The 22,365-nt window shown below is 73.3% G+C and carries 20 protein-coding genes and 1 pseudogene; 7 read left to right on the top strand and 14 right to left on the bottom strand.

The genetic code is table 11. The features are described from left to right. Both ABFY07_RS39955 and ABFY07_RS39960 read left to right on the top strand, forming a co-directional pair. On the top strand, positions 1 to 397 hold a 397-nt coding region (locus ABFY07_RS39955; RefSeq protein WP_346179169.1), incomplete at its 5' end, for a nitrilase-related carbon-nitrogen hydrolase. A 31-nt stretch (positions 398 to 428) separates the two neighbouring features. Further along, the gene (locus tag ABFY07_RS39960) at positions 429 to 995 is read left to right on the top strand and encodes an inorganic diphosphatase (RefSeq protein WP_346179170.1); all 567 of its coding nucleotides are present in this window, start codon (positions 429 to 431) and stop codon (positions 993 to 995) included. A gap of 12 nt (positions 996 to 1,007) precedes the next feature. Here the strand turns inward: ABFY07_RS39960 and ABFY07_RS39965 are convergent, their stop codons facing one another. The 5 genes from ABFY07_RS39965 to ABFY07_RS39985 form a co-directional block, all read right to left on the bottom strand. Further along, positions 1,008 to 2,903 (bottom strand): ABC transporter ATP-binding protein, encoded by a 1,896-nt coding sequence (locus ABFY07_RS39965; protein ID WP_346179171.1) that lies wholly within the window; start codon positions 2,901 to 2,903, stop codon positions 1,008 to 1,010. A 119-nt stretch (positions 2,904 to 3,022) separates the two neighbouring features. Beyond that, the gene (locus ABFY07_RS39970) at positions 3,023 to 4,237 is read right to left on the bottom strand and encodes a sugar ABC transporter permease (protein ID WP_346179172.1); all 1,215 of its coding nucleotides are present in this window, start codon (positions 4,235 to 4,237) and stop codon (positions 3,023 to 3,025) included. After that, entirely contained in the window at positions 4,234 to 5,016 is a 783-nt protein-coding gene (locus tag ABFY07_RS39975) for an ATP-binding cassette domain-containing protein (protein ID WP_346179188.1), read from the bottom strand. Before ABFY07_RS39975 ends, ABFY07_RS39970 begins: the two co-directional genes overlap by 4 nt. A gap of 17 nt (positions 5,017 to 5,033) precedes the next feature. Next, positions 5,034 to 6,155, bottom strand: a complete 1,122-nt coding sequence (locus tag ABFY07_RS39980; protein WP_346179173.1) for a substrate-binding domain-containing protein — start codon at positions 6,153 to 6,155, stop codon at positions 5,034 to 5,036. Positions 6,156 to 6,207: 52 nt separating this feature from the next. Then, a complete protein-coding gene (locus ABFY07_RS39985) occupies positions 6,208 to 8,727 on the bottom strand; it encodes a SpoIIE family protein phosphatase (RefSeq protein ID WP_346179174.1) in 2,520 nt (839 codons plus the stop codon). 568 nt (positions 8,728 to 9,295) lie between these two features. Here ABFY07_RS39985 and ABFY07_RS39990 point away from each other — a divergent pair. Beyond that, a complete protein-coding gene (locus ABFY07_RS39990; protein ID WP_346179175.1) occupies positions 9,296 to 10,489 on the top strand; it encodes an Ig-like domain repeat protein in 1,194 nt (397 codons plus the stop codon). Between the two features lie 85 nt (positions 10,490 to 10,574). Here ABFY07_RS39990 and glnA read toward each other — a convergent pair whose 3' ends face one another. Beyond that, positions 10,575 to 11,984 carry a type I glutamate--ammonia ligase gene (gene glnA, locus ABFY07_RS39995; RefSeq protein WP_346179176.1) on the bottom strand — a complete coding sequence of 470 codons (1,410 nt, stop codon included), beginning with the start codon at positions 11,982 to 11,984 and terminating at the stop codon, positions 10,575 to 10,577. 267 nt (positions 11,985 to 12,251) lie between these two features. On the opposite strand from glnA, the gene ABFY07_RS40000 reads away from it, so the two are divergent. Beyond that, a complete protein-coding gene (locus ABFY07_RS40000) occupies positions 12,252 to 12,719 on the top strand; it encodes an RDD family protein (RefSeq protein ID WP_346179177.1) in 468 nt (155 codons plus the stop codon). A 133-nt stretch (positions 12,720 to 12,852) separates the two neighbouring features. Here ABFY07_RS40000 and ABFY07_RS40005 read toward each other — a convergent pair whose 3' ends face one another. The 4 genes from ABFY07_RS40005 to lipB form a co-directional block, all read right to left on the bottom strand. Continuing rightward, a complete protein-coding gene (locus ABFY07_RS40005; protein ID WP_065958662.1) occupies positions 12,853 to 13,533 on the bottom strand; it encodes a DUF4191 domain-containing protein in 681 nt (226 codons plus the stop codon). Positions 13,534 to 13,543: 10 nt separating this feature from the next. Continuing rightward, entirely contained in the window at positions 13,544 to 13,744 is a 201-nt protein-coding gene (locus tag ABFY07_RS40010; RefSeq protein ID WP_065958661.1) for an SCO2195 family GlnR-regulated protein, read from the bottom strand. A 201-nt stretch (positions 13,745 to 13,945) separates the two neighbouring features. Further along, positions 13,946 to 14,896, bottom strand: a complete 951-nt coding sequence (lipA, locus tag ABFY07_RS40015) for a lipoyl synthase (protein ID WP_346179178.1) — start codon at positions 14,894 to 14,896, stop codon at positions 13,946 to 13,948. 175 nt (positions 14,897 to 15,071) lie between these two features. Next, entirely contained in the window at positions 15,072 to 15,854 is a 783-nt protein-coding gene (gene lipB / locus ABFY07_RS40020; RefSeq protein ID WP_346179179.1) for a lipoyl(octanoyl) transferase LipB, read from the bottom strand. Positions 15,855 to 16,080: 226 nt separating this feature from the next. Between lipB and ABFY07_RS40025 the strand changes: the two are divergent. Then, a pseudogene (locus ABFY07_RS40025) lies at positions 16,081 to 17,563 on the top strand (regulator). A 108-nt stretch (positions 17,564 to 17,671) separates the two neighbouring features. Here the strand turns inward: ABFY07_RS40025 and ABFY07_RS40030 are convergent. Further along, positions 17,672 to 17,848, bottom strand: a complete 177-nt coding sequence (locus ABFY07_RS40030) for a hypothetical protein (protein ID WP_346179180.1) — start codon at positions 17,846 to 17,848, stop codon at positions 17,672 to 17,674. Between the two features lie 102 nt (positions 17,849 to 17,950). On the opposite strand from ABFY07_RS40030, the gene ABFY07_RS40035 reads away from it, so the two are divergent. Further along, entirely contained in the window at positions 17,951 to 18,394 is a 444-nt protein-coding gene (locus ABFY07_RS40035) for an MFS transporter (RefSeq protein ID WP_346179181.1), read from the top strand. A gap of 125 nt (positions 18,395 to 18,519) precedes the next feature. Here ABFY07_RS40035 and ABFY07_RS40040 read toward each other — a convergent pair whose 3' ends face one another. After that, complete coding sequence (locus tag ABFY07_RS40040) at positions 18,520 to 19,851, bottom strand: NAD(P)/FAD-dependent oxidoreductase (RefSeq protein WP_346179182.1); 1,332 nt, start codon at positions 19,849 to 19,851, stop codon at positions 18,520 to 18,522. A 254-nt stretch (positions 19,852 to 20,105) separates the two neighbouring features. After that, complete coding sequence (locus ABFY07_RS40045) at positions 20,106 to 21,014, bottom strand: TIGR01777 family oxidoreductase (protein ID WP_346179183.1); 909 nt, start codon at positions 21,012 to 21,014, stop codon at positions 20,106 to 20,108. A gap of 133 nt (positions 21,015 to 21,147) precedes the next feature. On the opposite strand from ABFY07_RS40045, the gene ABFY07_RS40050 reads away from it, so the two are divergent. Next, positions 21,148 to 21,633, top strand: coding sequence for a GNAT family N-acetyltransferase (locus tag ABFY07_RS40050; protein ID WP_346179184.1), 486 nt, complete (start codon positions 21,148 to 21,150; stop codon positions 21,631 to 21,633). 108 nt (positions 21,634 to 21,741) lie between these two features. Here the strand turns inward: ABFY07_RS40050 and ABFY07_RS40055 are convergent, their stop codons facing one another. Beyond that, positions 21,742 to 22,260 carry a DUF4240 domain-containing protein gene (locus tag ABFY07_RS40055; RefSeq protein WP_346179189.1) on the bottom strand — a complete coding sequence of 173 codons (519 nt, stop codon included), beginning with the start codon at positions 22,258 to 22,260 and terminating at the stop codon, positions 21,742 to 21,744. Positions 22,261 to 22,365: the final 105 nt, after the last annotated feature.

The following is a 22,365-nucleotide window of genomic DNA, read 5'->3' on the forward strand; positions in this document are numbered from 1 at the left end:
GCTGCCCGCCTCCTGGGGCGCCGGGCCGGGCAAGCGCGAGCAGTGGGAACTGCTGATCCGGGCCCGGGCGCTGGACGCCACCGTATGGCTGGCCGCCGTCGGCCAGGCCGACCCGGCCGCGACCGGCACCCTCGCGGCCGAAGGGGCCGACCCGACGGCCCCCACGGGCATCGGGCACAGCGCCGTCGTCGGCCCCGACGGGACCGTGCGGCAGCGGCTGGGGGCGACCCCGGGGCTGCTGGTGGCGGAGATCGACACCGACGAGGTCACCGCGGTCCGGCGCAGGGTCTCCGTGCTCGCCAACCGCAGGCTGGGCCGCGACGTGAACGCACCGGCCCGAGCTGCCCGTACGCCACGCCCGGCGCACACTGGAAGCGCGCGCCGGGCGCGCGGGTGACGCGGCCGGCCGGCGCGGGGAGGAGGTCGCGATGGAGTTCGACGTGGTCGTGGAGATCCCCGAGGGATCCCGCAACAAGTACGAGATGGACCATGAGTCGGGGCGGATCCGGCTGGACCGGATGCTGTTCACCGCCACCAAGTACCCGGCCGACTACGGCTATATCGACCACACCCTGGGGCGCGACGGCGACCCGCTGGACGCCCTGGTCACGGTCGGTGAGCCGACGTTCCCGGGGTGTGTCATCGAGTGCCGGGCCATCGGCATGTTCTGCATGAGCGACGAGAAGGGCCCGGACGAGAAGATCCTCTGCGTCCCCGCCCACGACCCGCGCTACGCCGGGGTGCGGGACATCGGTGATGTGTCGGAGTTCGACCGGAGGGAGATCACCCACTTCTTCGAGGTCTACAAGGACCTGGAACCCGGCAAGTCGGTCGAGGGCTCGCACTGGGAGGGCCGCGACCGGGCCTACGCGGAGATAGCCGCCTCACGGGCCCGGGCGACCGAGTCGGCCCGGACGGCGGGGGCCGACCAGGCCACCGGGGCGGACCAGGCCACCGGGGCGGACACGGCCACCGGGCCGGCCCGGGACCGCTGAGGCCGGACGGCCTCAGCCGCGCGGGTCCGGGGCGGCCCCCCGGTCGTTCTGCAGGGACCACAGCTCCCGGAACAGCCCGGGCGAGGCGACCAGTTCGGCGAAGGTGCCCTGCTGGATCACCCGGCCGCGGTCCAGGACCACGATGCGGTCGGCCACCGCCACATTCGCCAGCCGATGGGTGACCAGGACGACCGCGCGGTCCTCCGCCAGCCGCCGCAGCCCGGCGAAGACGCGGTGCTCGGCGCGGGCGTCGAGGGCGCTGGTGGGCTCGTCCATCACCAACAGCCCGGCGGGCCGGTGGAAGGCGCGCGCCAGCGCGATGCGCTGCCACTGGCCGCCGGACAGCTCCACCCCGCCCCACCACTGCCGGGCCAGCAGGGTGTCAAGGCCGCTGCGCAGCCCGTCCACCACCTCCTGCGCCCCCGAGCGAACGGCGGCCTCCCGCACCGCCTCGTCCCCGCCGTGCGGCTGGCCCAGGGTGATGTTCTCGCGGGCGGTGAGCGGCCAGTGGGCGTAGTCCTGCGGGACCACCGCGGTCTGCCGCCACAGCGCCTGCGGGTCCAGGTCCCGGGTCTTGACGTCGTCCCAGGTCACCGCGCCGCTGGTGGGCAGGTACAGACCCGTGAGCAGCTTGCTCAGCGTGGTCTTGCCGGAGCCGTTCTCGCCGACCAGGGCGAGCACCTCGCCGCGCCGCACCTCGATGGACACCTCGTCCAGCGCCGGCGCGTCCGACTCCGGGTAGCGGTAGCCGACCGACTCGGCCCGCACCACCCGCGGAGCCGGCGCCACCCGGCTGCCGCGCCGCACCCGGTGGCCGCCCGCCTCCTCGATGAACTCCGCCCAGTCGTCCAGATACAGCCCGGTACGGAACATCCGGGTGCCGTACGCCACCATGCCGCGCAGCGAGGAGCCCACCGTGCGCAGCGCGAAGACCGCGGTCCCCGCCGAGGCCACGGACATCCGTCCCGACCCCAGGAGCAGCGCCAGCGCCACCCACACCAGCCCGGAGGCCGCCCCTCCGGCCAGCGCGCCCAGCACCGCGAACCGCGCCCCCCGATGGGCCGCCCGGTCGGTCGCGGCGTCCACCCGGGCGCCGATGGCGCGGTAGCGGTCGAGCAGGAAGGCCGCCATGGTGCCCGAGCGCAGCTGGTCGGCGATGTCCTTGTCCACCATGTACCAGCGCAGCAGCCCCAGCGTGCGCCGCTCGGCGCTCATCGCGCGCGAGGTCTCGTAGTGCACCCGGGCCGCCTTCATCCCGGCCACGCCCTGCGGCAGCGCCGCGAGCAGCAGCAGCGGCAGCAGCGCCGGGTGCAGCACGGTCACCACCCCGGCCGCCGCCACCAGGGAGGCGAGGCAGGCCGTCAGCTGCTGGGACTCGATGATCAGGTCCTGGGCGACATCGGCGCCCCGGTCGGCCGCGTCCCACTTGTCGTTGAACCCGGGGTTGTCGTACGCCGCCAGCTCGGCGTTGATCGCCGCGTCCAGCATCCGCATCTCGGCCTCCCGGGAGATCCGGGGGGCCAGCCGGGTGGAGATGTTGGACACGGCGATGCCCAGCAGCGCCCGTAACCCGGCCGCCCCGGCCAGCACCGCGAGCGAGGGCAGCGCCTCCCGTACCCGCTCGGCGACGTGCCCGGAGGAGATCAGCGCCGTGATGGTGCCGGTGGTGGCCAGCAGCCCGAACGCCTCGAAGCACCCGGACAGCACCTGGCACACCAGCAGCTGTGCCACCGCCTTGCGGTCCACCTGCCAGGACAGCACCAGCGCCCGCCGCACCAGCTGCGGCAGTCTGCGCGCCATCGACCGGCCGGTGAGCGGGTTGCGCTCGAACGCCGCGAGGGTGGGCGACCGGAACCGCAGCTCCTCGGCGGGCTGGTCGGCGGGCTGGTCGGAGGTCTGGGCAGCCATGGGGAACCCCCGTTCGCGAGAGGTGGTCGGCCCACACGCTGCCGCACGGCCCGCCGGGGCGTCCGGCGTAACGGCACGGATCCACCCGAACGGGGCACGGCTTGGCCCGGGCGCCGGGGTCAGGCCCGGCCGCGGGACTTCTGGGAGCGCCGGGAGACCGAGTCGAGGACGACGGCGGCCAGCAGCACCCCGCCGGTGATCATGAACTGGAGGGCCGACTGGATGCTGAGCAGCGCCATCCCGGAGGAGATCGACTGGATGACCAGCATGCCCAGCACCGCGCACCAGGTCCTGCCGTGGCCGCCGAACAGGCTGGTGCCGCCGATGACGGCCGCCGCGATGGCGTTCAGCACGAGGATGCCGGAGGTGGAGGGCTGGCCCACCGAGGTGATCCGCGAGGCCAGGAACAGTCCGCCGAGCGCGGCCATCGTGCCGGACACCGTGAGCACCGACACCCGCACCCACGCCACCCGCACCCCGGCCCGGCGCGCCGCCTCCACCCCGCCGCCCAGCGCGTAGACCCTGCGGCCGTACGGCGTGCGGCGCAGCAGCACGTCCAGGGCGGCGACCAGGACCACGAAGATCAGCAGCGCCAGCGGCAGCCCCTGGAACTGGTTGAGCACATAGGCGGCCGCGAACGCCACCGCCGCGATCAGCCCGGTGCGCACCGCGATCTCCCGGAGCGGCCGGTACGGCATCGCGGCGGCCTTGCGGCGCCACCGGTCGCGGCAGGCGGTCAGGAAGAAGACGGCCGCGCCGAGCGCCGCGAGGCCGTAGGCGGCGGCGATGTCGTGGAAGTAGTAGCTGGTCAGCTTGGCGACCAGGCCCTGGTCGTCGAGGTTGATGGTGCCGCTCTGGCCGAGCAGGTAGAGGGTGAGGCCGTTCCAGGCCAGCAGCCCGGCCAGGGTGATCACGAAGGCCGGCACGCCGAACCGGGCGAAGAAGAACCCGTGCAGGGCGCCGATCAGCGCGCCCGCGAGCACCGCGATCACCAGGGCGAGCCACTCCGGCAGGCCCTCGTTGACGTTCAGTACGGCGAAGACGGCCGCCGCCAGCCCGCTGACCGAGCCGACCGACAGATCGATCTCCCCGATGAGCAGCACGAAGACGATGCCGACCGCGATCAGGCCGGTGCCCACGATGTCCACGCTCAGATTGGACAGATTGCGCGGGGAGAAGAAGTTGCCGTTCAGCCACTGGAAGACGGCCCAGAGCAGCACCAGGCCCAGGACCACCGGCAGCGAGCCGGACTCGCCCTGGCTCAGTCGCTTCCAGGCCTGGCCGAGGGCGCGCTTGACGCGCCGGCCGGGCGCCGTGGAGGCGCGGCCCGTCACGGCCCCGCCTCCCCGGTGCGGGGCGGGCGGCGGGCGTGGGAGGTGGCGCCGGTGATGGAGGAGATGATCTGTTCCTGGGACGTGGTAGTCACGTCGAAGAAGCCGTTGTTGCGGCCCAGGCGCAACACCGCGGCATGGTCCGCGACGGCCTTCACATCGCCCATGTTGTGGCTGATCAGCAGCACCCCCAGACCGCGGTCGCGCAGCCGCTCCACCAGGTCGAGCACCTGGGCGGTCTGCTCGACGCCCAGGGAGGCGGTGGGCTCGTCCAGCAGCAGCAGCCTGGGCTCGCCCAGCAGCGAGCGGGAGATCGCGACGGTCTGCCGCTGTCCGCCGGACAGGGTGGCCACCGGGAGGCGCACATCGGGGACCCGGATGGACAGGGTCGCCAGCAGGTCCAGGGTGCGGCGCTCCATCTCCACCTCGTCCAGGATGCCGACCCTGCGCACCTCGCGGCCGAGGAAGACGTTGCCGACGACATCGAGGTTCTCGCACAGCGCGAGGTCCTGGTAGACGGTCGCGATGCCCAGGGCCTGCGCGTCGTGCGGGCGTTTGACCTGCACCGCGAGGCCCTCCCACTCCATGACGCCCCGGTCGGCGGGGTCCACCCCGGCGATCACCTTGACGAGGGTGGACTTTCCGGCGCCGTTGTCCCCGAGCAGGGCGACGACCTCGCCGGTGTGGATCTCCAGCTCGACGTCGTCGAGCGCGTGGACGGCGCCGAAGCGCTTGGAGACGCCGCGCAACGCCAGCAGCGGAGGATCCGACACGGTCACCACCTCCCTCACCACGCGGGTCACCGCGCGGTCCCCGCCGAGGGCACGAGCCCGGCCCGCTCGCAGGCCGGCCGGTACTCCGGGGTGCAGATCTGCTGAATCGTGTACATGCCGTCCTTGACCACCGTCTTCCGGATGGTGTGCACGGTCAGCGGAATCGGGCGGAGCAGCACGGCCGGGACGTCGCCGCGGACCCGGGCCCGGGCGATGGTGCCGGGGCCCCTGCCGTGGGCCAGCGCGACGGCCATCTCGGCGGCCGCGTACGCCTCGGGCTTGAAGGGCTTGTAGATGGTCATGTACTGGGCGCCCTCGACGATGCGCTGGACGGCCGCGAGCTCGGCGTCCTGCCCGGTGACCGGGGGGATCGGCCGGACGCCGTTCGCCCGCAGGGCGGCGATCACCCCGGAGGCGAGGCCGTCGTTGGCGGCGTAGACGCCGTCGATGTGCCGGGGACCGAGGGCGGCGATGGCGCCGGCCATGTTGGTGTAGGCGCTGTCGGGCCGCCATCCGGCCGTGTCGTACGACTTCTCGATCCTGACCTTGCCGGTGAGGACGGACAGCGCCCCCTTCCTGAACGCCACCCCGTTGGGGTCGGCCAGGTCGCCGTTCATCATGACGATCCCGGCGCCCGGCGCGCGGCGGGGGCCGATGGCCTTCAGCAGCGCCTTCGCCTGGAGCCTGCCCACCTCCTGGCCGTCGAAGGACACATAGGCCGAGATGGGGCCCTGGGCGAGGCGGTCGTACGAGACCACCGGGATGTGCGCCTCCCGCGCCTTCTTGACCGCGGGGCGCATCGCCTTGGCGTCCACCGGGACCAGGACCAGGGCGTTCACCCGCTTGATGATCATTGAGTCCACCTGCTGCCGCTGGAGGGCCACATCGCCCTGAGCGCTGACGGACACCACCGAGCAGGCGGGGCAGAGCTGGCCGATCCGCCGCTCGATCAGGGGCCGGTCGAATCTGTCCCAGCGCGGCGTGATGCTGTCCGGCACCAGCAGGCCGATCGTCGGCCGCCCCGGTGCGTGGGGGGAGGCGGGCCGGACGGCGGTGCCGGACTCGGCGGCCTTGCCGCAGGCGCCCAGCGCGAGGGCCAGGGTGGCCGCGGCCGCGAGAGCGGCGGCGCGGCGCGGACGACTCCTCACGACGTGAAGCACCTCCTCACACCCGGTACCGGTACGGGCGGCCGGGCCGCGGCTATCCGGCCACGGCCGCGCCGCCCGTGCCGGGGTCCGTACCGGTGTCTGTCCCAGCGCGGCCGCCCGTGCCGCCGTCCGTACCAGGGCTGCCGCCCGTGCCGGGGTCCGGGTCGTCGGTCCGGTGGGTCGCCACGACGACCTCGCTCCACACCTGCTTGCCGCCGCTGACCGGCACCGAGCCCCAGGCCGCCGACATGGCCTCGACCAGCAGCAGGCCCCGGCCGCCGGTGGACTCCCAGTCCACCAGCACCGGCTTGGCGGGCGCCCGCGGCGACGAGTCGCTCACCGCGACCCGCAGCCGGTCCCCGGCCAGCGTGAGGTCCAGCCGCACCGGGCCCTGGGTGTGCACCAGGGCGTTGGTGACCAGCTCGGAGACCACGAGCAGGACCATGTCGGCCTCCTCGGCCACACGCCAGGAGCGCAGCGTGCGCGCGGTGAAGCGGCGCGCGTGCATCACGGCGTCGGGCAGCCGCCACACCGCCCAGCCGGCCCGGATCGGGCGGACCTTCATCCCGTCGTAGCGCAGCAACAGCAGGGCCACGTCGTCGTCGCGCCGGCTCAGGTCGCCCAGCAGCGAGTCGGCCAGCCGCCCGGCGTCGGACGGGTCCGCCTCCGAGAGCGCCCCGCGCACCCGCCGCAGGCCGTCCTCCAGGGACAGGCTCGCGGACTCCACCAGCCCGTCCGTCAGCAGGGCCAGCACCGTCCCCGGAGCCAGCCCGACCGCCGTCAGGGCGAACTCCGCGTCGGCGACCACCCCCAGCGGCGGGCCGCCCTCGACCGCCACCTCCTCGGTGGAGCCGTCCGGGTGGCGCAGCAGCGGCGGCGGGTGTCCGGCCCGGACGAACCAGGCGTCGCCCTCCTCCATGTCCAGCTCGACATAGGCGCAGGTGGCGAACAGCTCCGTCTCCATGCCGACCAGCAGCCGGTTGGCGAGACAGAGGACCACGTCGGGCGGGTGGCCCTCCACCGCGTACGCCCTGATGGCGGTGCGTATCTGCCCCATGATGGTCGCGGCCCCGGCGCTGTGCCCCTGGACGTCGCCGATCACCAGCGCCACATGGCCGTTGGGCAGCGGGATGACGTCGTACCAGTCGCCGCCCACCTCCAGCCCGCTCATCGCGGGCAGATAGCGGGCCACGGCCACCCCGCCGGGGAGCCCGGGCAGCCTGCGGGGCAGCAGGCTGCGTTGCAGCATGGTGGCCAGCTCGTGTTCGGCGTCGTACGCGTGCGCGCGCATCAGGGCCTGCCCCACCAGACCCGCCGTCGCGGTCAGCAGCGACCGCTCCTCCGGAGAGAACTCGTGCGGCTCCTCCCAGCCGACCAGGCCCACCCCGACCACCCGGCCCTGCGCCGGGAGCGGCAGGACGGCGAGGCCACCGGCCCCCATGCCCGCGAGGCCCGGCTCCAGGCCGCCGCCCGGGGGCAGCAGGCAGATCCGGCCCTCGCGCAGCGCGGTCTCCAGCGTGGGCAGCGCGCGGATCGGCACATCGGGCCACTCGGACCGCCATTCCGACCGCCACATCCCCGGCCAGGCGCCCGGTTCCGGCGGAGCGAGGGCGGTCATCACCAGCCGGTCACCCTCCAGCTCGGCGAGTGCCACCCGGTCGGCCCCCAGCGGCTCCCGCAGCGCCGCGGTCACCACCAGACCGACGTCACGGACGGTCATGGCGTTGGCCAGGGCCGCGGACAGCCGCTGGACCCGGGAGACCTCGTCGGCGGTGGGCCGCAGATACGAGGCGTCCGCCACCAGGCCCAGCAGCCGCTCGGGGGTGCCCACGGCGTCGCCCTGGATCCGGCAGCACAGGCGCAGCCAGCGCAGCTCCCCGCCGGGCCGGCGGATACGGAACTCCAGGTCACGGCTGCCGAGGCTCAGCTGGCCCGGCTCGACGATGGACATCAGCGCGGGCAGGTCCTCCGGCACGGTGTGCGCCAGCAGGGTCTCCACCCGGCCGTCGAACGCGTCCGGGGCGATGTCCACCAGCTCCAGCAGCTGCGCGTCCGCGTCGATCCGCCCGGTGCTCAGCACCAGGGTGAACGAGCCGACGTGGAGGTGGTCGAGCGCCGAGCGGAGCACCGACAGCGGCCCGGTCCGGCCCGGCGCCCCGCCGCCCACCTGCGAGCCCGCCTTGAGCTGGGCGGCGATCTGGTCGGCGTACAGCTCCAGGAAATTGCGCTGCTCGGCGTCGAAGCCGTCCCCCGGGTAGACCACGACCAGGCAGCCCAGCCGCCTGCCGTCCGCGCCCAGCGGCAGCGCGCCCAGCGACATGTCGGCCGGGAGGGCCCGCTGGGCGTTCTCCCCGTAGACGGCGAGCTTCGCGGAGGTCGACCACTGGGGCCGCCCGGTGCGGAAGGCGTCGGCGACGGGGGAGCGGCCCGCCAGCGGATAGCTGGTGGGCAGCCCGTACAGGGCGCGCGGGCCGCCGGCCGTCTCGGTCAGCCGCAGCTCGTCACCGTCCGCCGACAGGACGTACACGGCCGTCAGCGCCGCCGCGGCGAACGCCATGGCCTGCTCCGTCACGGCGTGCTCCGCTCCCGGCGGCCTGAGGCCGACCCCGGACGCCCTGTCCTCCGGGTCCCTCCACGGTCGCGTGATGTCCACACCAAAGCCGCCTCGGCCGGCCATCGCGCCATTCCACCTCCTGGCCCGACTGGGTGCCGCCCCGACGTGTGAGGGCGCTCACACCAACAGGATGGCACAGCGGCCATCGAAGCAGTGGCCCGCCAGAGCGCTGGTGATCTGCGGAAACGGATCTCAGGTGCCGGATCTTGCGAAGCACGGGTCAGCGCTCGTATGCCGAATGCGCGCCGCACGGGGCGTGCCGCCCGCGCTCCGCGAGCCGCAGAGCGCTGCGCCATTCAGGGCAATTCGAGGTCATCTCTATGGCGTAACCGCGTTGACGGCGCGCCTACTAGTCGTACCGGTGGGTTTTCCCATCTGCCGGGGGACGGCGGCGCGTGTGTGACGCAGCGTCAGTCGCCGTGATGAGCCCCCCAGCACATGAAGCGCCGCTCCGCCCGGCTCAAGGCACCGCGCGGCGACCACCCGGCCCACCTTCACCCACAGCACATCGCACGGAGGGCTCATCATGCCTAGTCCCACGATCACCCTGGTCACGGTCACGCCGAATCCGGCGGTCGTCGGCCAGTCGGTCACCGTCACCGCCACCGTGATCCCGCTCGGAACCGGCACCCCCACGGGCACCGTGACCTTCACCGTCGCCGGGGCCACCCCGCCCACCCAGACCGTGAACCTGACGGGCAACACGGCCTCGGCGACCTTCACCAACCTCGGCGTCGGCGTCCACACGGTCACCGCGACCTACAACGGCGACGCGAACTTCACGTCCTCCACCGGCTTCAACAGCCTGATCGTCATCCAGGGACAGACGACCACCACGGTGGTCTCCTCGCCCGACCCCTCACAGCTCGGGCAGACGGTGAACATCACCGCCACGGTGACGCCGATCGCCCCCGCGTCGGGGACCCCGACCGGCACGGTCACCTTCGTGATCACCGGCGTGGGAGGCGGAACCTTCGTCCAGCCCCTGTCGGGCAGTGGCCAGGCCACGCTCAACATCAACACCCTGGGCGTCGGCACCCACGCCATCACCGCGATCTACAGCGGCGACACCAGCTTCCTGCCGTCCGCCGGCTCCGACACCCAGACGGTGACCCCGGGACCGTCGGCCACGACGACCACGGTGGTCTCCTTGCCGAACCCGTCGGTGGTCGGACAGCCGGTGAACTTCACCGCCACGGTCACCTCGAACACCCCCGGGTCGGGCACGCCGACCGGCACGGTCACCTTCACCATCGACGGCACCGGGGGAGGAACGTTCACCCAGCCCCTGACGGGCGGCGTGGCCACGCTGACCCTCAGCACCCTGGGCCCCGGCTCGCACACCGTGACCGCCGTCTACAACCCCGACACCCCTAACTTCACCACCTCGACCGGGACCACCAGCCAGGTGGTGAACAAGGCGAACACCCTGACCACCGGCACCGCCTTCCAGACCGGCGCCGGGGCGCCGGTCTCCTTCGTCGGCTTCGTACCGCCCGTGCCTCCCGGGGTGGGAACCCCCACCGGAACGGTCACCTTCACCCTCAGCCAGGGCATGACCACGGTGTTCAGCGGCTCCGCACCCCTGGACCCCACCGGCTTCGCCTTCCTCCCCAACGGCACCACGCAGTCGGCCGGCACCTACACCCTCGTCACGGCCTACAGCGGAGACACCAACTTCAACCCGTCGAGCGACAACAGGACTATCACCGTCATCTGATCGGCACTGAGAGCGAAGCACCGAGCCCCGCCACTGCCCGAGAGGCGGTGGCGGGGCTCGGCCCGGTCCGGGGGACCGGGGACGATCACACGTCGAAGTAGAGCTCGAACTCGTGCGGGTGCGGACGCAGCTGCAGCGGAGCGATCTCGTTGGTGCGCTTGTAGTCGATCCAGGTCTCGATCAGGTCCGAGGTGAAGACATCACCCTGGAGCAGGAACTCGTGGTCGGCCTCGAGGGAGTCGAGGACGGCCGGGAGGGAGGTCGGGACCTGCGGCACGCCCGCGTGCTCCTCGGGGGCCAGCTCGTAGAGGTCCTTGTCGATCGGCTCGGCCGGCTCGATCTTGTTCTTGATGCCGTCCAGACCCGCCAGCAGGAGGGCGGAGAAGGCCAGGTACGGGTTGCCGGAGGAGTCCGGGGCGCGGAACTCGACGCGCTTGGCCTTCGGGTTGGAGCCGGTGATCGGGATGCGCATCGCGGCGGAGCGGTTGCGCTGCGAGTACACCAGGTTGACCGGGGCCTCGAAGCCCGGGACCAGGCGGTGGTACGAGTTCACCGTCGGGTTGGTGAAGGCCAGCAGCGACGGGGCGTGCCTGAGGATGCCGCCGATGTAGTAGCGGGCGGTGTCCGACAGGCCCGCGTAGCCCTGCTCGTCGTAGAAGAGCGGCTCGCCGCCCAGCCACAGCGACTGGTGGACGTGCATGCCCGAGCCGTTGTCACCGAAGATCGGCTTCGGCATGAAGGTCGCGGTCTTGCCGTTCTTCCACGCCACGTTCTTGACGATGTACTTGAACAGCTGAAGATCGTCGGCCGCGGCGAGCAGCGTGTTGAACTTGTAGTTGATCTCGGCCTGGCCGGCGGTGCCCACCTCGTGGTGCTGGCGCTCGACCTCGAGGCCGGCCTTCTCCAGCTCGAGGCTGATCTCGGCGCGCAGGTCGGCGAAGTGGTCGACGGGCGGGGTCGGGAAGTAGCCGCCCTTGTACCGGACCTTGTAGCCGCGGTTGTCCTCCAGCGCGCCGGTGTTCCAGGCGCCCGCCTCGGAGTCGATGTGGTAGAACGCCTCGTTCGACTTGGTCTCGAAGCGGACGCTGTCGAAGACGTAGAACTCGGCCTCCGGGCCGAAGTAGGCGGTGTCCGCGATGCCGGTGGAGGCGAGGTAGGCCTCGGCCTTCTTGGCGATGTTCCGCGGGTCGCGGCTGTACTGCTCACCCGTGATCGGGTCGTGGATGAAGAAGTTGATGTTGAGCGTCTTGTCCCGGCGGAAGGGGTCGACACGCGCCGTGGACAGGTCGGCACGCAGCGCCATGTCGGACTCGTGGATGGCCTGGAAGCCACGGATCGAGGAGCCGTCGAAGGCGAGTTCCTCGTTCGGGTCGAACGCCCCGGCCGGTACCGTGAAGTGCTGCATCACACCGGGAAGGTCGCAGAATCGGACGTCGACGAACTTGACGTCCTCGTCCGAGATGAACTTCCGAGCGTCGTCGGCGTTCTGGAACATCCAACTCCTCCTAGCCCGGCCGCGGGGGACGGGGGTTTGTTCGGTCGCGCGGCTCATGTGCGGCTGGCGCGCTGTGGCCGACCTTAGGCAGACGGGATTTCCCAAGCATGACCCATTTGTTTCACCCAGGTTAACCAGCGTACGCGGGGCGCGCGGGATGGTGGCGAGGCCCGGGAGCGGTCCGTGAAGGGGCGCGACGGGGGAGGGCCGGGCGGGAAGCGGGCCCCGCTCCACGGGGAACGTATGCGGTCGCAGTACCGTGGTCGGGTGGACAACAGGCAAGCAATCGGATCATGGCTCTCCGGGCCGCGCGCGGCCGCCGAGGACATGGGCGTCGACCTCGGCTACCGAGGCCAGGGACTGGGGCTGCCCGAGAGCGGGCCGGGCTCCGTCGCGCCCATCGGGCGCCGCGTGGGAGCGCTCCTCATCGACTGGGGACTGTGCCTCCTCGTCTCCTACGCGCTGCTGTCCGGCGGCACGGCGCAGGCCACGGGCAACTGGGCGCTGGTCGTCTTCTTCGCGGTGAGCGTGGTCACCGTCGGCACGGTCGGCTGCACGCCCGGCAAGCTGCTGCTCAGGCTGCGGGTGATCTCCGAGCGCGGCGGCCGGCTGGGCCTGCCCCGGGTGGTGCTGCGCAGCGTGCTGCTGCTGATCGTGATCCCCGCGGTGGTCTGGGACCGCGACACGCGCGGCCTGCACGACCGGCTCTCCGGCTCGGTGCAGATCCGGATCTGAGGCGGCCGCGCATACGAGGCGCACGTACGGGGCGCACGTACGAGCCGCGCATACGACTGGGGCGGTCCGGAAGAGGATTCCGGACCGCCCCAGTCGTATGCGGTCGGTACGCGCCCAGTGATGCGCGGGAGCCTCAGCGACCCTTCGGCATCCGCATCCCCTTGGGCATCGGGCCCTTCGGGATGGGCATGTTGCTCATCAGGTCACCCAGCGCCCGCAGCCGGTCGTTGACCACCGTCACCTGCGCGCCGGGCAGCACCCGCGGCAGCTTCAGCAGCTTGGTGCGCAGCTTCTTGATCGGCACCTGGTCCTCGCCGGTGCCCACGATCACATCGTGGACCGGCACGTCCGCGACGATGCGCGCCATCCGCTTCTTCTCCGCGGCCAGCATGGACTTCAGCCGGTTCGGGTTGCCCTCGGCGACCAGCACGATGCCCGCCTTGCCGACGGCCCGGTGGATGACGTCCTGGTTGCGGTTCATCGCCACCGCGGGGGTCACCGACCAGCCACGGCCCACGTTCTCCAGCACCGCCGCCGCCGCGCCCGGCTGACCCTCCATCTGTCCGAAGGCCGCCCGCTCGGCACGGCGGCCGAAAACGATCGCCATCGCGAGGAAGGCCAGGACAAAGCCCAGGATGCCCAGGAAGATCGGGTGGTCGATCCAGAAGCCGAAGGCGAGGAAGACACCGAAAGTGACGATTCCCACCGCGGCGACGACAAGACCGACCTTGGAGTCGACCTTCTTGGTCATCTTGTAGGTCAGGGCGATCTGCTTCAGTCGCCCCGGATTCTCGGATGTTTCCTTCCTCGCCATACAGCGAAGTTTACGTGGCCTGGGAAGCCCCGGCGGACACGGCCTCCAGGACGTGCTCGGCCTCGTGACGGTCCTTCGCGCGGCGCCGGTCCTCCAGCACCGCGGTCCAGGCGTTGCGGCGGGCGGTGCGCTGACCGCCGCCCAGCAGCAGACCCTCCAGGACGAGCAGTGCGTCGGTGACGGACGGCGGACGGACAGGCGCGGCCGACATGGGTCCCCCTCGGGAGCGGCGTGATGATCGAAGCGAACGCAAAACGTTGCGTGGCTTAATCGTTACCCAAAGGTGTTACCAGTGCGTGACCGGCCGGTCAAACACCGATGAAGCCTTGAAGCGGCGCCCATCCCACCCCTGACCTGCGGGATCGCCGAGGTGCGGCGGGTGGGATGTGCCCGTACTCACACAGCGTGTTGGTCACACCGCCTGCGCGGCCACCGCGCTGCCGCGCTTCTCGATCGCCTGCTGGTAGAGCCGGCCCGCCCGGTAGGAGGAGCGCACGAGGGGGCCGGACATGACACCGGCGAAGCCGATCTCCTCGGCCTCCTCCTTCAGCTCCACGAACTCCTGCGGCTTGACCCAGCGGTCCACCGGGTGGTGCCGGACGGTCGGCCGCAGGTACTGGGTGATCGTGATCAGCTCGCAGCCCGCGTCGTACAGGTCCTGAAGCGCCTGGCTGATCTCCGCCCGCTCCTCGCCCATGCCCAGGATCAGATTGGACTTGGTGACCAGGCCCGCCTCGCGCGCCTTGGTGATCACCTCGAGCGAGCGCTCGTAGCGGAAGGCGGGGCGGATGCGCTTGAAGATCCGCGGGACGGTCTCCACGTTGTGCGCGAGCACCTCGGGGCGGGCGGAGAAGACCTCGGCGAGCTGCTCGGGCACCGCGTTGAAGTCCGGGATCAGCAGCTCGACGCCGGTGTCCGGCATCAGCGCGTGGATCTGCCGGACGGTCTCCGCGTAGAGCCAGGCGCCGCCGTCCTCGAGGTCGTCGCGGGCGACCCCGGTGACCGTCGCGTACTTCAGCTCCATCGCCTGTACGGATTCGGCCACCCGGCGCGGCTCGTCCCGGTCCAGGGCCTGCGGCTTGCCGGTGTCGATCTGGCAGAAGTCACAGCGCCGGGTGCACTGGTCGCCGCCGATCAGGAACGTCGCCTCGCGGTCCTCCCAGCATTCGTAGATGTTCGGGCAGCCCGCCTCCTGGCACACGGTGTGCAGGCCCTCGCGCTTCACCAGGCCCTGCAGCTCGGTGTACTCGGGACCCATCTTCGCGCGGGTCTTGATCCACTCGGGCTTGCGCTCGATGGGCGTCTGGCTGTTCCGGACCTCAAGGCGCAGCATTTTGCGTCCGTCGGGTGCGACTGCGGACACGTCCGGCACTCCTTAGTGCTTGGCGAGCTTCGTGAGATGCGATCGGCGGGGCCGACGGGGCATCGAATCTTCGGCGAACCCCAGGGTACGCCCGTCATTCGTACGCCCTTGCGCCCAGGGCGACCGCTGACCCCCAGGGCCCATTCCCCGGGCGCCCGGAACCGGGCTGCGGCCGTCAGACCGCGCGCGGCAGCGGTACGGAGGACTCCAGGACCGCCCGCAGGTGCTTCTCGATCACGGGGAGCACCTCCGCCACGGTGATCTCGCGGCCCAGCTCCTCCGAGAGCGAGGTCACCCCCGCGTCGCGGATCCCGCACGGCACGATCCGGTCGAACCAGGTGGTGTCGGGATTGACGTTCAGCGAGAAGCCGTGCATGGTCACTCCCTTGGCGACCCGCACCCCGATCTGGGCGAGCTTGCGGTCCTCGCGGCGCTGGCCGGCGTTGGACGGGGCGTACTCCGGGCCGCTCAGCCGCGGGTCGAACTCCTCGTCGGCGACGCGCGGGTCGAAGTCCAGGTTCAGCCCGCCCAGCGCCCGGCGCTCCTCCAGCGGATCGCCCAGCACCCACACCCCGCTGCGGCCCTCGACCCGGGTGGCCTCCAGGCCGAACTCCGCACAGGTGAGCAGCAGCGCCTCCTCCAGACGGCGTACGTGGGCCACGACGTCCACCGGGCGCGGCAGCTTGAGGATCGGATAGCCGACGAGCTGGCCCGGGCCATGCCAGGTGATCTTGCCGCCGCGGTCCACGTCCACGACCGGGGTGCCGTCCAGGGGGCGCTCGTCGTCGGCCGTGCGCCGGCCGGCGGTGTAGACCGGGGGGTGCTCGAGCAGCAGGCAGGTGTCCGGCACCTCGTCCGCGAAGCGGGCGGCGTGCACCCGCCGTTGCTCCTGCCACGCCTCCTGGTACTCGACGGCGTCAGCCCCGAAACCCAGATGGACAAAGCGCAGCTCACTCACGGCGGCAATCCCTTCGGACCTCGTACAGCGCTCCGGCGCCCCACCCGGGGCGCCCCCGCCACTGTACGTCCGGCGGATCCGGCCCCGGCATCCGGATCGGCTGCCGGACGCTCCCGGCCGACCCTCACACGATCGGATGAATGCCGGGCGACCGCGCCGATCAGCGCTCCACCGGCTACTACATTCGCGCCGTTTCCACGAAACGATCAGGGAGACCGGCAGGCTGATGACGGAACGACCCCCGCAGCGCATTCCCAACCGTCAGCTCGCCGCGCTCATCGCGGAGGCTGGCTTCTCGAACGCCGGGCTCGCCCGGCGGGTCGACCAGCTCGGCCTGGAGCACGGCTTGGACCTGCGGTACGACAAGACATCGGTGACCCGCTGGCTGCGCGGACAGCAGCCGCGCGGCACCACCCCGGCGCTGATCGCCGAGGTCTTCACCCGGCGCCTGGGGCGCCGGCTGACGGCACAGGACCTGGGCCTCGACGCCTGTGCGCCGGTCTACGCCGGGCTGGAGTTCGCGGCCACCCCGCAGGAGGCCGTGGACATCGTCAGCGGGCTGTGGCGCAAGGACTCCGGCAGCCAGGCGGAGCTGCGGAAGATCGCCTTCACCCCGGCGGGCCTGGTGGTCCCCAGCCGCGACTGGCTGATCGGCCGGCCCGACGACAAGGTGGCGCGCGGCGCGGCCGCGCCCGGCCCCGGGCGCGGGGCGGGCCCCCGGCGCGCCCGGCCGGGCCGCCGCGCCCTCCGCCCGCCCGCCGCTGCCCCGGCAGCGGCAGGCCGACCGCTGGCAGCGCGTGCCGGGCCACCGGGTCACGGCCGGGGACATCGCCGCGCTGCGCTCGGTGGGCGAGCTGTTCCGCTCGCTGGACCAGACCTACGGCGGCGGCCACGCCCGGCAGGCACTGGTGCGCTATCTCGAGCACGAGGGCGAGCCGATGCTGCGCGGCACCTACGGCGAGACCATCGGGCGGCGACTGTTCTCCGCGATCGCCGATCTGACCCGGCTGGCGGGCTGGACCTCGTACGACATCGCCGCCCACGGCCTGGCCCAGCGGTACTTCGTCCAGGCGCTGCGGCTCGCGCAGGCCGCCGGGGACCGGCCGTACGGCAGCTATGTGCTGGTGACGATGAGCCGCCAGGCCGTCTACCTGGGCCACGGGCGGGAGGCCGTCCAGCTGGCCCGGGTGGCCCAGCAGGGCGTCGGCGGCGGCGCCCCGCCCGTCCTTCAGTCGCTGCTGCACGCGGTGGAGGCCCGGGGCCATGCCGTGCTCGGCGAGGTCCGGGCCTGCACCGCCTCGCTGGCCCGCGCCGAGCGGGCGCTGGAGACCGCCCGGCCGGGGGACGAGGCGCCGTACTGGACGCGGTTCTTCGACGAGGCCCAGCTGGCCGACGAGTTCGGCCACTGCCACCGCGATCTGCAGCAGTACCGCGCCGCGGCGCAGCACGCCGAGCGCTCCCTCCAGCTGCGCGGCAAGGCGTACGCGCGCAGCAGGCTGTTCTGCCGTGTGGTGCTGGCGACGGCGCGGCTGGGCCTCGGCGAGCTGGAGCAGGCGTGCGCGCTGGGCGCGGAGGCGGCGCAGCAGGCGGCGGAGATGCGGTCGGCGCGGGCCGCGGACTACGTGCGCGACTTCGAGCGACGGCTGGAGCCGTATCGCGACGCGGCGGCGGTGCGGGGGTACCGGGACCGGGTGGCGGCGTTGGGGTAGGGCGGGCCCCGGCCGGCGCTGGGGCAGGACGGGCGCCGGGGCGGGGCGGGTGTACGGGTAGGGCGGGCGCCGGCCGGGGGCTGGGGGCGGGGCTGGCGCCGGACCGGCTCAGTCCCAGGGCCGCGGCTGGGGCGACCCGCTGGTCCTGGGCTGCCTGGCGGCCGCGCCGCTCGCGGGCGCGCTGTTCTGGAGGCTGGAGCGGCGGGCGGCGGCCCCCGCGCTGCCGCCGCGGCTGTTCGCCGGCTTCCGCTTCCCGGCCTGCCTGGCCGTGCGCGTCCTGCTCAACCTGGGCTTCTACGGACTGCTGTTCCTCACCACCGTCTACTTCCAGTGGCACCGGGGCTTCGACCCGCTGGGGACGGGCCTGGCGCTGCTGCCCGTGGGGCGATGGCGGCGCTCGGCTCCCCGCTGTCCGGGCGGCTGGCCGCGCGCGTCGGCACCCGCGCCCCGGTCGTGGCCGGGCTGCTGATCGGCGCCGCGGGGCTGCTGGGCTGGTGCGCGGCCGGGCCCCACACGCCGTACGGGCTGCTCCTCCCGGCCCTGCTGGCGGCCGGCTTCGGGACGTCGCTCGCCATGCCCTCGGCGACCGTCGCGGCGATGGAGGCGGCACCGGAGGAGGTGCGCGGCGCGGCGTCCGGGGCCTTCAACGCGCCGCGGCAGCTGGGCAGCGCGATCGGGGTGGCGCTGTTCGGCACGCTCCTCGCGGCGTCCGGCGGTTTCTACGCGGGGATGCGGCTGTCGGTCGCGGTCGGCGCCGGCTGCTTCCTGGCGGGCACGGTCCTGGCGGCGGTGGGGCCGGCCGGGGACCGGGCGCGGGCTGGCCGCGGCTGACCCCCGCCCGGCCCGGCCCACCGGCCGGGGTCGGGGACCAGACCGGGGTCGGGGACCAGACCGGGATCGGGGACCAGACCGGGGTCGGGGACCAGGCCGGTCGGGGACCAGGCCGGGGTCGGGGGTCAGGCCGCCGCCGCGTCCTGGGCCGAGGGCTCGGCCGGGAGGGCGCCGAGGTCGTGGAGGATCGCGCGGGCGGCGCGGCGGCCGGAGGCGAGGGCGCCCTGCACGGTGCTGGAGTCGCGGTGGTCGCCGCACACATACAGGCCGGACAGCAGCCGAACCGGTCGCCGCAGGTCGTGGGGGGCGGGCATGGCGGGCACCGCGTACGGGTCGTGGCGGGCGGCCAGCAGGTCCCAGCCGACCGTGGAGGTGCCGTAGACCGCGGCCAGTTGGGCCCTGGCGGCCCGGTCGAGCTCGGCGGTCGGCAGGCCGGCGGCGGGGCCGAGGACCGTGGAGGTGATGAGTACCCGACCGGGCGGGGTGCGCGAGGGATCGACCTCGCTGGCGACGGCGGTGTGGGCGACCGGGCCGCGGTCCCCGGCGGTGAGCACCAGCGCGGGTTCGCGCAGCGGCGAGCGGTCCGCGGTGTGGTGCATCACGGTGACCGGGTGGAAGGACGGCAGCCGCAGCCCGGGGAGCAGGTCCGCGGCGGCGCGGGCGCCGGTGGCCACCAGCACCGAGCGGCAGGCGATCTCGCCGTGCTCGGCGGTGGCCACGGCGGTGGTGGAGGCCGTCACGGCGCGCACCCCGGTGCGGACCGTGCCCGGGGGCAGGGCCGCGGCCAGCAGTTCCGGCACGGCCGAGGCGCCGCCCGCGGGCAGGCACAGCCGGCCCCGCGCGTAGCCGCGCAGCACCAGGTCGGCGCAGCGGCTGGAGGTGGTCAACTCCGGGTCGCTGAGCAGCGAGACGAGCAGTGGGCGCAGAAAGCCCTCGACCGTACGGGTGGGCAGCCCGCGCCCGGTCAGGGTCTCGGCGACGGGTCGGTCCGGGCGGGTGAGGAGGCGCTCGGCGGGCAGGGCGGCGAGCCTGCCGAGGGCGGCTCCGAGCCGCGCCTGGTCGAGCGCGCTGCCCAGGGGCGCACGGGCGGCGCTGGCGAGGGCGCGTGCCGTGGTCAGTGCGCCCCTCGTGCCCCGGCCGCCGGACCCGCCGGCCGAAGTGACCCGGTGGGTGCGGCCGTCGGCGCGCACCAGCACCCCCTGGGAGAAGGGGCGGAGCACCAGTTCGCCGAGCCCGGGGGTGTGCCGCAGCTCCGGGAAGGAGGTGTTGACCAGTTGGCCGCTGCGGTCCAGCCGGAAGCCGTCGACCAGGTCGGTGGTCATCCGTCCGCCCACGCGGGGCGCGGCTTCCAGCACGGTGACCGTCACCCCCGCGCTGGTCAGTTGGTGGGCGGCGGCCAGCCCCGCCAGGCCGGCTCCCACGATGACGACGTCCGTGCGGTGCGCGCTGGTGAGCACGTGCCCTCCCCGAGGTCGGTGCGTAGCTAAGGGGCCTGATGCCCCCGACCGGCGGCCCGGATGCGTAAATTCCGCACCTCGGGTGCCCTGGGCCCGTCACGACAGTACGGACAAAAACGGTCGATGCCAGACGCGCATCGACCGAGCATGGGCGCACGGCGGTCGCACATTTTCCCGGACGACGCCAAAGCGTTACTAAACGCCCTGCTGAAAAGCACTCCTGCGAAACGCCGCCGACCCTCGCCGCCTCGGCGTCAGCGCCGGCCGCCGCGCGCGGCGAGGGCGGCCCGCAGCGCCTGCTCGATCGTCGGGTGGGCGAAGGAGAACCCCGAGTCCAACAGCCGCCGGGGCACCGCCCGGACACTGCCGAGCACGTCGTTGGACAGCTCGCCCAGCGCGAGCCGCAGCGCGGGCGCGGGGACGGACAGCAGCGTCGGGCGACCGAGTACCCGGCCCATGGCGGCGGTCACCTCCCGGTTGGTGACGGGTTCGGGCGCGGTGAGGTTGACCGGGCCCGCGAGGTCCTCGGTGGCCAGCAGATGGCGCAGGGCGGCGATGTGGTCCTCCAGGGCGATGAAGCTCCAGTACTGGCGGCCGCTGCCCATCCGGCCGCCCAGGCCGAGCCTGAAGAGCGGGAAGAGCCGCCCCCAGGCCCCGCCCTCCCCGGCCACCACCAGCCCCGTGCGGGCGAACACGGTCCGTACGCCCGCCTCCTGGGCCGGAGCGGCCGCCTCCTCCCAGTCCTGGCACAGATCCGCGAGGAAGCCGTCGCCGGGGGGCGCGCTCTCGTCCACCGCGCGCGCCCCCGTGTCGCCGTAGAAGCCGATCGCGCTGCCGCTCACCAGCACCCGTGGCGGAGTGTCCAGCGAGGCCACGGCCTCGGCGACGGCGGTGGTGCCCAGCACCCGGCTGTCCCGCAACTCCTTCTTGTAGGCGTCGGTCCAGCGGTGGTCCCCGATGCCCGCGCCCGCGAGGTGCACCACCGCTTCGCAGCCCACGAGCCCTTCCGCGGCCACCCACTGCCGTCGCGGATCCCACCGGACCTCGTCCTCCGCCCCCGGCGCGCGCCGCACCAGCCGCACCACCTCGTGGCCGTCCGCCCGCAGGGAGCGGACCAGAGCCGTGCCGATGAGTCCGGAGGAGCCGGTGATCGCGATACGCATGGGGCCATCCTGCCCGCGATCGCGCGCGGGATGTCGGACCCGAGGGCCGACGCGGCGCCCTCATGAGCCCCGGCGCGGGCCCGGACGCGGCCCAACGCGGCGTCCGGTGAGCCGACATGGGACAGTGACGGGCATGTCCGATGTGACCATCAGACCCGCCGTCCTCGCCGATGAGACCGCGCTCGTCGATCTCGACCGGCGCACCTGGTCGCCGCTGCACTCCGTACAGCCGCCGCCCCGTCCGGGCGACCCCTTCTTCAGCGACCGCAACCGGCCCGAGCACCTCCTCGTCGCCGAGGCCGAGGGGCGCACGGCGGGATACATACGCCTCGTCGCCCCGACCCCGCTGGCCTGCAACGCGCACGTACGCCAGATCCAGGGTCTGGTCGTGGACGACTGGGCGCGCGGCCGGGGCGTGGCGCGGGCGCTGCTCGGCGCGGCGTGCGCGGAGGCCCGGCGCCAGGGGGCGGTCCGGATCACGCTGCGGGTGCTCGGGCACAACGGCCCGGCGCGGCGGCTCTACGAGTCCGAGGGCTTCGCGGTGGAGGGCGTGCTGCCCGGCGAGTTCCTGCTGGAGGGCGAGTACGTGGACGACGTGTTCATGGGCCGCGCCCTGTGAGGTACGCCGCCCTGTGAGCCGAACCCCGAGAGCCGAGCCGAACCCCGAGAGCCGAGCCGAACCCCGAGAGCCGAGCCGAACCCCGAGGGCTGAGCTGAACCCCGTGAGCTAGGCGCGGAAGCGTTCCCACAGCCGGGGGAACCGTGCCGCCAGCGCCCGCCCGTCCTCCAAGTCGACGACCGCGCCGGCCGGTTCGGCCGGCCGCGACGGCAGGCCCAGGTCCGGCAGCACCGCGCCGGTCAGCTGCTCGTACGCCTCGTCCGCCGCGAAGCCCAGGTCCTCGCAGTCCCCGTCCACCCGCTCGTCGAAGTCCTCGAGCAGCTCGGCGAGGTTGTCCGGGTCGTGCAGCGCGCCCTCGAACACCTCCCGGCCCTGGCCGATCAGCCAGTAGCGGAAGGCGTCGAAGGCGTCGTCGCCGACGTCGCCCAGCAGGAGTTGGGCCGCGCCCCACAGGTCCCAGCGGTAGGCGCGGTTGGCTCGGGCCTCGAAGTGGCGCGCGAAGTCCAGGACGGCGTCCGGGTCGAGCTGCGACAGCCGCTCGACGAGCAGATCGGACTGGTCCTCGGGGTCGCCCTCGGCGGCATCCCGAGCGCTGTCGACCAGCTCCCAGAACTCCGTCTCGTCCATCACGGGACCAGGATCGGCCCTCCCGTGCGCCCGCGCACGCCGGAGCGGCCCGCGAGAGCGGCGGAGAACCGAGAAGGAATCGCCGAAAAAGACGACAGAAGATGG

Origin of the sequence: Streptomyces sparsogenes subsp. cuspidosporus (genome assembly GCF_039532705.1) — a bacterium.
GTDB classification, from domain to species: Bacteria; Actinomycetota; Actinomycetes; order Streptomycetales; family Streptomycetaceae; genus Streptomyces; species Streptomyces sparsogenes.

Excerpts from the sequence above, each read along its gene's own strand:
- ABFY07_RS40010 (WP_065958661.1), bottom strand. The coding sequence starts at position 13,744 with ATGTCGGCCGCGCCTGTCCGTCCGCCGTCCGTCACCGACGCACTGCTC.
- ABFY07_RS39990 (WP_346179175.1), top strand. The coding sequence starts at position 9,296 with ATGCCTAGTCCCACGATCACCCTGGTCACGGTCACGCCGAATCCGGCG.
- ABFY07_RS40005 (WP_065958662.1), bottom strand. The coding sequence starts at position 13,533 with ATGGCGAGGAAGGAAACATCCGAGAATCCGGGGCGACTGAAGCAGATC.
- ABFY07_RS40050 (WP_346179184.1), top strand. The coding sequence starts at position 21,148 with ATGTCCGATGTGACCATCAGACCCGCCGTCCTCGCCGATGAGACCGCG.
- ABFY07_RS39960 (WP_346179170.1), top strand. The coding sequence starts at position 429 with ATGGAGTTCGACGTGGTCGTGGAGATCCCCGAGGGATCCCGCAACAAG.
- ABFY07_RS40035 (WP_346179181.1), top strand. The coding sequence starts at position 17,951 with ATGGCGGCGCTCGGCTCCCCGCTGTCCGGGCGGCTGGCCGCGCGCGTC.
- glnA (WP_346179176.1), bottom strand. The coding sequence starts at position 11,984 with ATGTTCCAGAACGCCGACGACGCTCGGAAGTTCATCTCGGACGAGGAC.
- ABFY07_RS39965 (WP_346179171.1), bottom strand. The coding sequence starts at position 2,903 with ATGGCTGCCCAGACCTCCGACCAGCCCGCCGACCAGCCCGCCGAGGAG.
- ABFY07_RS40055 (WP_346179189.1), bottom strand. The coding sequence starts at position 22,260 with ATGGACGAGACGGAGTTCTGGGAGCTGGTCGACAGCGCTCGGGATGCC.
- ABFY07_RS40045 (WP_346179183.1), bottom strand. The coding sequence starts at position 21,014 with ATGCGTATCGCGATCACCGGCTCCTCCGGACTCATCGGCACGGCTCTG.